Origin of the sequence: Nostoc sp. GT001, assembly GCF_030382115.1 — a bacterium.
Lineage (GTDB): Bacteria > Cyanobacteriota > Cyanobacteriia > Cyanobacteriales > Nostocaceae > Nostoc.
On the sequence record NZ_JAUDRJ010000002.1, the window covers coordinates 69,371 to 82,663 of the forward strand.

The following is a 13,293-nucleotide window of genomic DNA, read 5'->3' on the forward strand; positions in this document are numbered from 1 at the left end:
TTACTGGGGAAGATATAAACACTTATTTTGTTCTGCTAACCTATTTGTGTGATAGTTATCAAGAATCATTTTCTTAAATTCTTCTCTTGTTGCTTGCAAGTCGCGGAATATTTTGTCAGTAGGATAGAAGAATACCGACTGTTGGCGGCTGTAAAACCAGACCAGTTGATTGATAGTATAGGTATCATTGCTATCAAGCAGGACGTAACTAATTTGTTGGTAAAAATTCTCTAGAGAGAAAGGACGCTTTTTGGCAGTTGTTCGTACATCGATGAGAGTATTTCCAGCAATTATCTGGCAATCAGCACCTCCAAGATATTCACTTAAAGGATATGAAGCATTGCAGGTAATATTTCCACTTACTTGATTAGCTACTGTTTGCCAGGTACGGGGTACAATACCGATGATTTGAGATGTATCTTGGATACTAGGAAGCCATTTTTTGAAGTATTCTGCTTCAAGCTGAAGAGATTTTTCTCCTTGTAGAAAAGGTTGAATAATCTCATGAATATTACGGCTACGAGCATAATTTTCTAATGCACCCAGTAGCATACACTTTAGAGCTTCTTCTTCAAGTGAATTTGAATTTGTAATGGAATAATCGAAGGCATATTCTATTTTGAGAGCTTTTGCTCCAACCTGAGCAAGACAATTAGTAAACCATGTTTGGTCTTCATAGATGTTTCCTAAGTACTTGGCAAGTGCTTTGGCGATCGCATTTCCTACTAAGGGAAAATCTACCCCATTAATCGGTCTGATAATTTCTTGATTTTCTAATAGCTGGTTATGGTTAGTAATCATCTTGATGACTGTCTTGTTGAGTCTAGAGTCAAACCATCTCCTGATAGGTGAGTTTCTATTTTTTAATTCGGATGTTAAGCTCACTTTTTAGTTTTTTATTTGAGATACTACATTGAGTATCTGCGTGAGCTTTACGTAGTAATTTTTGTTTTAATCGCGTTACTAGTTTAAGTAAAGAGACTAANNNTTCAAAATCAGTTAAAAGCTTATAAGGTAAGCTTTTTAAATTTCGTAACTCGTACAAATTTGGATAAATTCTCAACCAAAGTTTNTTATATTGNNNATGCGACTTTGTAAACTTGGTGCTAGACAATTTGGTAATAGCTAGTTTACAACTCAACCTCTCTAGACTTGGTATTAGACAACTTGGTGATAGTTAGTTTACAATTCAACTTCTCTCGACTTGGTTTTAGATGCAGCCGCAACAGTTTGCCGTTGAAGGGAGGGTATGTGTTCAGTTGGGGTATATTGCTGCCGAATTTCTTCTCCTCGCCATTGTTGTAAGTCGCTCATAATGTCTTTGAGGGGAACAAAATCGACGACTGTTTCTCCTTTCTTTTCAGCTTCATTTGTCTTATGGTTTAAAATCTTGAAGTACATCTCCCTCTGGTCGGCAATTGGTAACTTGCCGTCATTCTCATTTATCCGTTGAAGAATCTCTTCATTACCCTGGTTCATTGCCTTTCCCCAGTCAGGGCTACCATGCTTGACCATGTTCGCCCATTCCTCAGCGATATAGGGGTGAACTTTCACAGGCATATCACCAGCTGCTTGTATGACTCGTTCTTTGGGTGCGGCTGCGGGGGTAGATTGTTCATTACCGAAGATTTGTTCCAAGTTGAGTTTGCTGGCGTTCTGGGCAATAAACTTGACTTGGTTGATGTCGTAGTCAGAGATATTTATCTTACTGACCTCTTTAGTAATCCCAGCTTCGGTTTTAGTCAAGTCAAACCGGACAAGTTCTTGAGTACCTTTCTCTTCAGTAGTTTTAAATAATTGCAGGCTGGCTCGATTATTTTCGGGTTCACGAGTACGCTTGATGGTAAATTCACCTACTGTAAGTTCTTCCTTATCAGCCTGGATGAGGACATTATTGAGGGTATGCAACATCTCGTTTTGTTTAAAGACTTCCAGGGTTTTAATCGTGCCAGCGGGTGCAAGACTTCCCAAGCTATTTGCTACATCACGGATATCGGCATTGTTGAGGTCAGGGAGCTTGTCATTGTCGCCCAAGTACTCTGCCACTATCAGAAACTCCTGACGCTCAACAGGTAACATCTCAGTAGGTTTTTTCGTTATTTTGGTTTCCTCTTTTTTATTGAGTTTAAAATCCATCAAGGAGTTTTCCCACCCAAAGAGTTCATCACTGCGGCGGTGAATGCTAACAGTGTCTCCCTCTTGGCGAATCACAAATGTATCGCTACGGTAAATACGCGACCCATCTTGTTCAAGGATGCCGTATTTTTTTAACATTGCCGTCGCGGTTTCAGCAATGTCTTTATTTTCCCCGTTGTAGCGTTCCTCCCGCGCTTGTTTATTATTAATTTGATAGATAGGTACTTCAACTTGACGCGCCCACTGCTGCGCTGCTGACTCTACACCTTGGGAGTTAGCTACTTCTTGATAGCTAAATTCAGGTGCATATTTGTTTCGATTATTAGTTTCTAGCTCCTCTGGCTCTTGTGCAAAAAACTGATTGGGAGTTGCATTTTCGTTTACCTCTCCTTCAGTTTTATCTTGAGGTTGGTAGTTACTAACAACTATCTCTCTGATTTGAAGAGTTTCTTTGGACTGTGCGATTTCTTCTTGAAGATTATTGACCACATCATCTCCAAAATTTTCATCTGCTTCTATTTCAACAGATGAGTTTATTTCTTGAGTTATGAGCGAACTATTTTCGCTGTTTTCATCTTGTAGTAACTTATTTATAGTCAGATGACTATCATCTAACAGTGGATTTACTTCTATAGCAGTGAAATTTTCATTATCAGATAATAACTCTTTTGTATCTTCAGAATTTTCAATAATTTCAGCAGATGGAGGTAGTAGCTTAATCAGTGGTTCACTTGCTACATCTATTATTTCATCTGGGGTAAGTATTTCAGTGACGAGATTAATTGTACATTTACCTTCGCTATCTTGTTCATAGATAACGATTTGTTTTTCTGAACCCTCTGACTCCAGATAAGCTGTAATTTTCAGAGCGATCTCACCTGTTTGCTGATAATCACTATTTAAATTGGGTATATCTTCTAATAATCTGGCAGCAATTCTTTGTGCTTGATAGTCTGTAAAAGGTTCAGTTTCTATTGTGTATTGACCTTCTATTAATAGATCGGGCATGAACACAATATTAGTTTCTTGATTGTTTTTTATACTTTGGCTGGTTAAATCTACTTTTTCCCATTTATATGCACCAGGGGTAGATTCATCAGATACAAGATTGTAAATATCTTTGCCAACTTCAACTGCAATTTTACTTGCTTCTTGAGCTTCTTTGAGTTTTTCGAGAATTACTTTAGTTATCTTAGTAAGTGCATTGATGAGGGTTTTACTTAATTCCCGACTTGTTTTAATTGCAGTATCAGCTGTATTTAAATATGATTCATTAATTTGAGTTTGTCTGGGGTCAAACATATCTTACTTTAAAATGGGTAATTTTTTATGGAATCGAACTGAAGCTGAGGTAGTTTTATTAAATAAAAAATTTAACCTCTTCAAGTGATAGAGAGGTTGAATTTACATTTTGATGTTTGTTTTGACTTAGTTCTATTTGGCTATTTTTGAAATTTTGATTTATTTCGCTTAGTTGTTCGCTTTGGTTAGCAATAATTTTTAACATTGCTTCTAGCTTGTCATCTAGTCTGGATATTTTAACTTCCATTAATGTTAGTTTTTCTTTTGCTATAAATATTTCTTGATTGATTTGTTGGTGCTGTACATTAATATCCTCACAAGTTTTATGCCATTTTTCTAAGAATTTGGTTAATTCTATTAATAGCGTTGTCGAGTTGTAGGTCGTAGTTTGTGACTTTTTCAGAATATTCAATAAGTCGTCTAACTTTCCGTTCAATATCTCTTCTATACTCAAGTTGTTGTTTTTCTGCTCTGTAATATTCATTGATAATTGCCTCGTAAGAGAGTTTAACTTTATATTCTGAATTCCACATACTATATTGAGGGAAACTAATGTCAATTAAGTTTCCTTGGCTTCCTGTGGCACGGTTGAAAATAATATGTATGTTTACTCTTGGATAAGGAAGTAGATATGCAACATATTGTTGTTGTTCAAAACCAATTAAATTTACATGATGTTTGATTAATTCACCATAGTTGTTAGCATTTATTTCAATTTCAATTTTATCGATTACGATCTGTCTATGTAGCCCATGAAGTTTCACTCTTGGTCGGAGGATAAACTGTTCCTCAAAAGAGCTAATAATTGAATGTGCATTCTTGCTATTTACTTGATGTGAACTAATTAATTGACCTTTTTGGTGATAATTATTTATTAACTTAATTATTTTTGTCTGAGTGATATTTTCGTCTTTGACGCTACATTGTATCATTTTTAGAAAAAGCTCTTGTATGCATCAACAGGTAACGGTGCATTGCCTGCTTGTATGGGTGCTTGTGGGATAGGAAACTTCCGATCTACTTCCTTGACTCGCAAATCTAAATCTTCTTGTGTGGGTTTTTTCTGGGTACTTTTCCTAGCAAGCTCCTTAATGACTTTATCCCACTTAGTATCGTTTTCTTGTTCGAGTCCGATAATATATTTCGGAATTTTGATATTTTTTAATATTGGTACTGAACCCTCATTTTTATTACTGTAAGCAGGGTTAATAAGTAGACATTTACCAGGTGGTAATTTGAGGAATTGGGCAGGCTCGAACAGCTTCCGAGTCCGTTCTTGCTCACTGATAGACGTGCTAGCCCTACCCCCTCCAGTTGAGCGAGATTTTTGTTTATATTTAATTTCCTCTTCACCTAAATATGCAGAAAATAGTCGTGCTGATTCTTCTTCACCAGGATTAAAAACAAATTTTGTGCCGCACGCACCGAGGATGGCTTTAGAGATTTCCCTACCATAAATCTTTTCAAGCTGATCCATGTTTTGCCAACCCAGGATACCGCAGAATCCTTCGGAACGAGATTCGTTAAGCCATTTAAATAAATCTGGAAGGAAGATACTTGGCAACTCGTCAAGACATACTACTAATGGGCCATCTTCCTTGCGTTTTTTGGCGATACTGCGGGAAACTACCATGTGGAGAATGCTGGTCATCAGGGGGCTGACAGCATCGCGGCGTTCGCGGTCTAACCCGAAGATAATCATCTGTTTGCGTTTTACCTCCAGGGGGAGGGTTGTTTTACCGACAAAGCATCCCAATGTACCCCTTGCCATGAACCGGGTGAACATCAATGAAGCGCTACCAGCGATACCCGCCACGGTTTTTTCGGAGCCAGCTGAGCTAAATAATTGACCAAAAGCTATCTTAATCCAGGGGTTTAGTGCTGCTGCCATCAAGCGTTCGACCATCTTCTCGCTGGAAAGTATTGCCGCAGCCGTCATAATATCAGCGCGTTCGCCAAACTCTTTAGTTAGCATTAAAATAGCCTGCGTCAACTGGTCGCCCGCAGAGGCAAAGAATGCGTCCTCAGACGCATTACCCAACAGGCGGAAGTTCTTGTTAATAACCGTAGCTAACTGCCGTGCAGTCTCAGCATCAGAGGAATCGCGCAAGAAATCGATGGGATTACATACCTCCGATTCGGGAAATCCCGGTGCGAAGATGTGTACGTCATACCCCTTTGATTTGGCATAACTGGCGATTTTGGCAAGACTTGCATACTTGAAGTCGTATAGTACTATACCAAAGCCTTGGTCAATTGCTGAGTAAATCATCGGGTTGATAGCCGAGAATGATTTACCGCTACCAGGTGCGCCAATTACAGCAGTTCCGCGTTGGACATCGGGTACATAAACTGGAACTCCCCCACTCCCCTTGGGTGATTTTTGACCCTTGTATTTGTGTACTCCAATATATAAACTGGCACTATCACATTTAGGAGCGACGATTTGCTTCAAGGCTTTTTTCTTAGCTTGGGCGGTTTCCTTTGCTCCACCCCAATAGCTAGTAGCAAGCTTGCCTTTTTTACCATTACTAAAAAGCTGTAAAAGCAACAATAAGCCAATTCCACCCGCAAGTGCCAAACCTTGAGGTGACATGAGCTTATCTGTATATTTACTAAAGTCAGGATTGCTATTTTTATGAGTAGCTTTTACTTCTTTAACTGTCTTAGTTTTAGCAGTTACAAACAGATAATTATTCATATTAATCTGTGCTAATTTTGCAATGAGGAAATCGAAGAAATATGCGATGAAGTGAAGTTGCATATTTCTTCATTAGTTATCTGGTATGTCCTCTCCAAGTCAAAAATTAAAGAGGATAAATTCTTCTATGATTGCCTTTTTACTTTTTAGGAACTGTGAGAGGTGTACCAAGAATAATTGGGTCTATTTCGCGGTAGGTGAAGAAGGGAACAGGACCAATGAAGTAGGGCGAGCAGCCCAAGTCAACCCATCCCCGCTTGCAAATACGGAAGAACATCGCGGTGGTGATACTGCCGTCAGCTTCGTTAATATCCCAGATGACTTGTTTAAATGATTTTCCAAAGGGATGACGACCTGTGGGTTCTTTCCCACCGTTGAGGCTGCCCAAGATGCCGAATCCGCCTTTAACGTTTTGGTCTTTACCAGACATCCATTGTGCGCCAACGATAGTCTCACTACCCGAAACTTCGATGTGACCGCACTTTTTCTCACACGGGACATTAAATCCAGCTTGATAGCTACCGCTTATTGACTTCCAGCGTCCGCTTTCAAGCGAACCGAGGGGTAAGTCTACTTTGCCGATAAAGCTAACATCGGGGATGGGAACACTGGGGAACTGATCAAACGGTACATCAGCTAATCCCGGAACCTTACTAATTGTTGTGTTTTGCCAGTTAGTGAAGTCCTTTAGCTGTGCATCCTGAATACCGGGGATGCTGGTTAGTTTATACTTATCAAGTTTGACATACTTGCCAAGTTCCACTTCTCCCAGTTCGGGATAATTGTCTAGCACTTCACCAACAGTTTGGTAGCTTGCGGTGCTGCCTGTAACTTTGGTCACTAGTTCTTGAATTGGTGGGATGGCTCCAACTTCTGAATCTTCAAGCTTGGGAATTGCTTCGGCGAGGTCTTCGAGTGTTTGCCACTCTAGTGTCTCAAAATCTGACAGGTTGAGATTTTTGAGGTTAATTCCTGTGATGCTGGCGATATCTTCAAGCGTAAAATCTTCAATATTGAACTCAGTTGCTTCAAAATCGCCCAGTTCCATGACTTCGGCAAGGCTTTGTCTAGTACTCCAGGTGCGTGTCTCTTTCATACCAGGGTTTTTAATATTAGGGAATTCGACGCTGCCAGCACCGCCGAATTTCATATTTTTGAACGTGATACTGCTCCAGTCAGGAGTAGGCGCACCGTTGACGTATTTAGTTGCGACGGGCTGTGGCTGTTTGGTTTGTTTTGTTTTATTTATCGAAGTGTTCAAATTTGAATACTTCGATGGAACTGTTTGAGCTACTGCTTTCTCACCGAATAGGAGACTGCCGATATTGTAGCTACCTCCAAACCGGATTAACCCGTGTAGGGCAAGTCCTGCAATAAGTCCTGCTACCATCAGGTAGCGTAAGTTATTAAATTTTTCCATCCGATACTCAAGCGCTCGGTTGGTTTTTTTGTGAGTGGTTTCCTGACTTGCAGCTCTCACTGGTACAATCGCAGTTACCTCGGTTGTGATATCTAAAATTTGGTTGTTGGAGGTCAAATTTTCGTTATACATCACTGGTTATTTAAAAATTATTGATTCAAGAGAAAGTTTGTTTTACCTGTATTTGGTGTTATGGGAGTGTTATTGGGCTGTGGCGGTATTTCTAAGAAGCGCTTTCCACCTAGCACCATGAGTTTTTCAACCAACTGCATTGATACTCCGGTAGTGCTGGCGGCGACAACAAGTTCCTCTCCTTGCGATCGCAACTCCACAAGTTGGTTCAGACGCTTCCAAAGCTTGCTATCTGTAGTAACCCACTGATTTTTAAGGGCAACTTGCATTCCTTTAGCGATATGTCTGCTATCAGATAATGCGGTGTAACTAACCTTTGGTTTTACTTCTTCAGGTTTGCTGGGAGTATCGCTAATAATTTCAATTTGGCTGTACTCTGGTGTGCCACTGCCCGCTACAATCCGAAAGTGATAGCTTTTCCTTGTTGACCCAGATTCGGTAATTACTGTCATGTGCCCCCCGTAAGAAGCTTGTGGTAAACCGGGGATTTTGACTGTCTCTATGCGGCGAATGTGAATTAGTCCTGCGCCCGTACTGTTGCTAGAACACTTACCCAAGCCTTCAAGACATCCGTCTACATCAAAAACAAACCTAGATGGGTCATCCAGCCAGATTTTCTTGATGACTTCTCGGGTGTTGTAGAACGATATTGATACCCCATGTCCGGGCCAGACCTTAACTGTCTGCAATTGGGCATTTTCCCCTGACACCTGGGACGCTGCAACTTGACGGATAGTATTTGCTAGTACAAGTTGGTTTGGTGCAAACACGGAGGCAATGGTGAGGCATCCGCCAAAGGCGATCGCGCAGGGCATCATTAAACTAAAGTCGGCTATATATCTGAGTTTCACAGCTTGATTGACCTATCGACTTTGATTGTAATTTTGGTGTCTTTAGGCACATACCAGACATTGGGACGGCGGTTGATTTCGTCGGTGGCACGTTCTGTCCGCTTGCTGACTGTTTCGCCAAGTTTGCCAAAGGCACCTTCAAGGAAAGCAGCTCCCAGGTTGCGGTTGTTATTGCGGCTGCGGGTTCTTGTCCCACCTAAAGGCAAATCTTCTGTGACTTCTTCATCCGGCTGGTTGATAATTTCCCCTACCTTGGCAAGACCAGCTATTGTCCCCAAAGTGGCATCATACTTAGCAATTTCAGATCCCTTGTCGTCGTAGGGTCTGGCGGCTAGGGGGGAACCTGCCTCTCCCAGGACTGATATCGTTCCGGGTGATATGGAGTATTCAGTTCCATCTTTAAGAATAGCCGTGACTTCGGCACGCACGCCTGATGTGCTATCAACCGAAATCATGGCGATAGTTACCTGTGTTCCTGCTGGAATGGCTATTTCGCCAGTATTGCTGTAAAGCGGCTCGTTCAACTGGGCGACAAACCGTAACGTATTTGTCTGCTCCTGGGAACGACCGTTATTGCTGATTTGGGGCATAACGAGCGGAGTTACGAGAGTTGCACTTGCAAACGAACCGACAACTAGATACTGTGGTTGTGTTTCTTGAAGTATCTGTGCTTCTTCTGGCAAGTAGTTATTTGCAAGTCGTTCGACTTGCTGAGTGGGGTTGTTTTCTTTATTACCAGCAAAACTGGATTCTAAGGTTTTTTCTTTGCCAAGTTCTGAGCTAGTTTGTGGTTCTTTTACCAAGAAGCTATAAATAACTGGTACGGCTTGATTGTCCTCTTTGTCACCAGTATTGCTATACTCTGGAGTACTGTCGTTTGTGGTTACAGGTTCCCAGCGCGGGCGCAGTTCTTCAATTTGACTGGGAGTGTTAGTAACTGTTTCGGTATTCTCGCTGCGGCGGTTACGGCGGCGACGGGAACGACTGGTATTTTGTTCTGCTGGGCGTAATGTTTCTTCAGTTTTAGCTGTAACTTCTTCTGCTGTTGTGCTTGTAGGTTCACTTACAGTGGTACTGGCTAACATATAATCAACCCGACCAACCGAACCCAGGCTACGCAGGCGTTCGAGTTCGGCTATTGGGTCTTTGGCGACACTCTGGTTGCTGGCAACTATTTGTTTGGCAAATTTTGGCAGAGGAGCGCTAGGACGCAGGGGTGCTATTGGCTGTGAGGCGACTTCTCTACGTCTTGGTCTAACAGTTTCGGGTGCTTCTTCTCGGTATACACGTCTTCTAGAAGTAGGAGGAGTTCCTTGAGCGACTACCCTTCGTTGTGGAATAGAGCGTGTTTTCTCTTTGTTTTTAGATTGTTCTTCTTCAGTACTTTCCTTTTTCTCTTCTTTATCTTCCGTCTTGCCTTTACCATTTAGTGCATCAAGTTCTTCCTGTTGCTTGGCAAGGGCAAGCTTGGCATAAACATCCCCATCTTTTTTCTCAGATGCGGCAACCGTGGGAGTGGGGGTAGGGGTTACTTCTGGTTTTTTGGCATTTTTACCACCCCCATTCATCATGCCGTTGAGGACAACAAATATAACTAGGAACCCAGCACCGAATGCACCACCAATAATTCCTAATCTTGACCAGGGGGATGTGACAAAATCGTGTTTAGTTTGTATTAATGCGGGGTCTTCTACTTCCAGTTCATCTTCTTCAGCTACCTCATATTGTGAACCCTCCAGTTCATTTTCTACAGGTTTTATATCTTTACTCTCAATTGGTAAAAGACTATCTACGGAAGATAATTCATGCTTATTTGAAGCCTCATCTTGTAGCTGTAACATATTTTGGGATCTAATTACTAATTATTTTCTTTTTTGCCGAGATTATAATCAACAATTTGAGTAATTTCTAAACCTGGCTCTCGTACTAAATAAATTTTTTTATCAAGTTCAGTTGGCTTGGCTGGTAACTTGGGAGTATCGATAGCTTCGACAGTAATTGTTTTGTTAAAGGCGATTCCTTTACCTTGATTTTCATTTCTATCAAAGCTTACAAGCGTGCCGATATAATCAACCTCCCACTTTCCATCCTTGATTTTTCTGGGTTCAGAGATATGGCGGGTGACGAGTGAGACTTGAACTTCACCGTTAAATACACCATTTGGGACAATTTCTGCTAATTTTTTGAGGAAGTTTGCCCGAAAATCTTGATTTTCAGATAGTGCAAATGCAGCTTCCCAAGCTCTAGTCGGAATTCTTTTTCTACTATTTTTTGTTGTTTGAACATCTATTCCTTTATCGGGTTTGGTAACGTTTTCGCCATTCTCTGTTGCTTCGATTATTCCGTTCCAACCAAACATTTTAATCATGCTATCTGAGATAAAGCGTTTGATAGTTTCGTCTTCGCGTTCGTTGGGAGCAGCAAATTTACCAGGTGAAATAGAGCCATCTTGGAGTTGAACAACCGTCATGCCTTTGACATGACGATTTGTACTAGAACTCATACCAATATTTACAATTTGCAATAGGATAGATAAGATAGTTCCTCCTGCTGTTATGGTGATTGCCATTGCAATAGGTGTAGAGGTAGATTGACCGTAACTGAGAAGGCGGGCTGGTTGAGATTTAGACTTAGGTTTAAGCATATATTTCCGATTTAGGGAACTTACTGATAAATTGATATACTAATAAAACAAACTGATGTGCTTTTTGCCAAACTATCAAATCTTGAAATGTCTTAGCTGACTCCTGAATTCTGACTCCTGAATTCTGACTAATTACTTTTTAACTTTAATTTTGGAACTAAAAAATTTGGTGGCATTGACAGCAACCGTAGCAGTTGTACTTGCTCCACCAGTAGCGATTCCTGCTGCAATTTCAGATCCAAATGCTACTGTTTTACCTAATCCTGTCCAAACAGCTATTCCACCACCTGCGGCTAATGCAGATGAAAGGATAGGAGAAACCAATCCGACAAAAAGGAGAAATATCATCGGTTGGTTTTGTTCGGAATTAGCAATAAGTTGTCCGCACAAACCAATAATCATGTTGAAGCAAAGTTTTGCCATTCCAACGGTGAAATAACCAGTTAGCCAAGCGAAAATAGGTTTTGCGCCAAAGGGGAGTAGTGAACCGCCTATTGCCAATGGCCCAAGCAGGGCAGTTAACAGCATCGTGAATTCGATACCCCACTGGTAAGCGTTATTTAGGGCGAGGAGGATGACTGCAACAAATCCGGTGATCATTGAGCCGATTGTACTGGTGATAGAATTACCAATCTTTTCGGCAATTTGACCGGGGGAGAGGTCGTCGAGCGCATCTTTGGCATCAGATAAAGCCTGAAGTGGGTTAAACTCCCAACTACCGCTATCGGGGGCTTCTCCTTTGAATAGATCGGGCGCAGAGGTTTTGAGTTCTGCTTCTGCTTGTTGCAAGCAGGTGATTGAATCTTGCGTGTTACCAGGGATTGAGCGGCATCTTTCCATTGCTGCCCCTACTTGCTGCTGGAGGGCAATATTGCCGACTGCGCGGTTGAATGCTACTTCTAGGTTGGCTCCGGCAGCAGTAAATTCAAGAATGTCACTATTGACAGTATTAATGTATCCTCGTATGGCGAGTGTTCCACTTCTGAGCAAAGTGCCATTGTTAGCTAGTAGCCCGATAACCAGGATGGGCCATATCCAACTGGAGAGAGCTTTCATATCTTCTTGATTTATCCAGTTTTTGCCTAACTCAACCATAAAAAGGGTAAGTGTGGCGATCGCAAAAAACTGACCAACTTTGCACATTGAGCCATACAAGCTACCGTTGAGGGTTTCTTGCCAAAGTTCATTGAAACCTTCAGCTACTAATTGCGCTCCAGCGGCGGCATTTTCTAAGATGTCTTGTCCAAAAAATGGGTCGGTTGCAATTATGAGGTGTTCTAACATAGCACTTGGTTAACAGGCGTGAAGGTTTGGCCATCTCAATTGCAGAGATGACCAACTAATTAGGGTGAATTATTGCCCAGCAGTAGTTTTGAGACTGCTAAATCCGCTGATTTCGATGTACTGGGCGCTGATACCGTCCATCATCAGGTTTTGACGACGGCGATCGCTTGCCACCTGTTCGGCAAGTTGACTTAGCATCAGGTTAGTTTGCTGGACATCGTGCCGTGCTTGCAGTCCGTCGGTGCGAGATTGCCCCAACATTGAGACAATTTGCGAGTTTTGGGCAGCAATTACCTTGAGAATGTTTTGTGAAGCATCCATTGATTGTGCAGATTCCGCGAGTTCTTTGGCCTCGGCTACAGTTTGTTCAGTTGCTTCTATTTCATTTTTGGTACGTTCCTGACCAAGTTCCCCTAAGACGCTTTCGATTGTGGCGCGGGTGGTTTCTCTCTCCAGTTCGTTAGCTGCACCTACAGCACCTTCAACTGTGTTACTTTCATTCCAGTTACCCTTTTCCTTGAGTTGCTCTTTGAGCTTTTCGGCTGAATTTACTGGATCTGGCATATCCATACTGCCAGTCTGAATAGCAGTTTTAGCTTCGCCTTTCATCCCACCCCATTCATTAGCTGCTGCGGTGAGTTCGTTTTTGGTTTCCTCAAAATAGTTATTGAATTTGCCTAAAACCTTGAAAAAATCGTCAATTGAAAAGGCATAACTGGGTGCTGTACCGAGTAAAGTAACCAGACCAATGATTGACCCGATTATTACCCCTTTCTTAGTAAACTTGAACTTTTGCTTCATACTTTTTGTGGATAAAATAACC

General features: G+C 41.5%; 10 protein-coding genes and 1 pseudogene. All 11 read right to left on the reverse strand.

The window, feature by feature from the left end:
* A complete protein-coding gene (locus tag QUD05_RS01980) occupies nucleotides 1–801 on the reverse strand; it encodes a hypothetical protein (protein WP_289794702.1) in 801 nt (266 codons plus the stop codon).
* A 381-nt stretch (nucleotides 802–1,182) separates the two neighbouring features.
* Nucleotides 1,183–3,438, reverse strand: a complete 2,256-nt coding sequence (locus tag QUD05_RS01985) for a hypothetical protein (RefSeq protein WP_289794703.1) — start codon at nucleotides 3,436–3,438, stop codon at nucleotides 1,183–1,185.
* A gap of 58 nt (nucleotides 3,439–3,496) precedes the next feature.
* On the reverse strand, nucleotides 3,497–3,922 hold the full coding sequence (locus QUD05_RS01990) for a hypothetical protein (protein WP_289794704.1): 426 nt from the start codon (nucleotides 3,920–3,922) through the stop codon (nucleotides 3,497–3,499).
* Nucleotides 3,923–4,372: 450 nt separating this feature from the next.
* On the reverse strand, nucleotides 4,373–6,139 hold the full coding sequence (locus QUD05_RS01995; RefSeq protein ID WP_289794735.1) for a type IV secretory system conjugative DNA transfer family protein: 1,767 nt from the start codon (nucleotides 6,137–6,139) through the stop codon (nucleotides 4,373–4,375).
* A gap of 139 nt (nucleotides 6,140–6,278) precedes the next feature.
* Nucleotides 6,279–7,691, reverse strand: a complete 1,413-nt coding sequence (locus QUD05_RS02000) for a hypothetical protein (protein ID WP_289794705.1) — start codon at nucleotides 7,689–7,691, stop codon at nucleotides 6,279–6,281.
* 17 nt (nucleotides 7,692–7,708) lie between these two features.
* The gene (locus QUD05_RS02005; protein ID WP_289794706.1) at nucleotides 7,709–8,542 is read right to left on the reverse strand and encodes a hypothetical protein; all 834 of its coding nucleotides are present in this window, start codon (nucleotides 8,540–8,542) and stop codon (nucleotides 7,709–7,711) included.
* The gene (locus tag QUD05_RS02010) at nucleotides 8,539–10,383 is read right to left on the reverse strand and encodes a TrbI/VirB10 family protein (protein ID WP_289794707.1); all 1,845 of its coding nucleotides are present in this window, start codon (nucleotides 10,381–10,383) and stop codon (nucleotides 8,539–8,541) included. The genes QUD05_RS02005 and QUD05_RS02010 overlap by 4 nt, the downstream gene beginning before the upstream one ends.
* 17 nt (nucleotides 10,384–10,400) lie before the next feature.
* Nucleotides 10,401–11,186, reverse strand: a complete 786-nt coding sequence (locus QUD05_RS02015; RefSeq protein WP_094345814.1) for a hypothetical protein — start codon at nucleotides 11,184–11,186, stop codon at nucleotides 10,401–10,403.
* Nucleotides 11,185–11,295 (reverse strand): annotated as a pseudogene (locus QUD05_RS02020) (four helix bundle protein); the annotation flags it as partial. The gene QUD05_RS02015 and the pseudogene QUD05_RS02020, both read right to left, overlap by 2 nt.
* A 23-nt stretch (nucleotides 11,296–11,318) precedes the next feature.
* Nucleotides 11,319–12,470 (reverse strand): hypothetical protein, encoded by a 1,152-nt coding sequence (locus tag QUD05_RS02025; protein ID WP_289794708.1) that lies wholly within the window; start codon nucleotides 12,468–12,470, stop codon nucleotides 11,319–11,321.
* A gap of 69 nt (nucleotides 12,471–12,539) precedes the next feature.
* A complete protein-coding gene (locus QUD05_RS02030) occupies nucleotides 12,540–13,271 on the reverse strand; it encodes a hypothetical protein (RefSeq protein WP_289794709.1) in 732 nt (243 codons plus the stop codon).
* Nucleotides 13,272–13,293 lie beyond the last annotated feature (22 nt).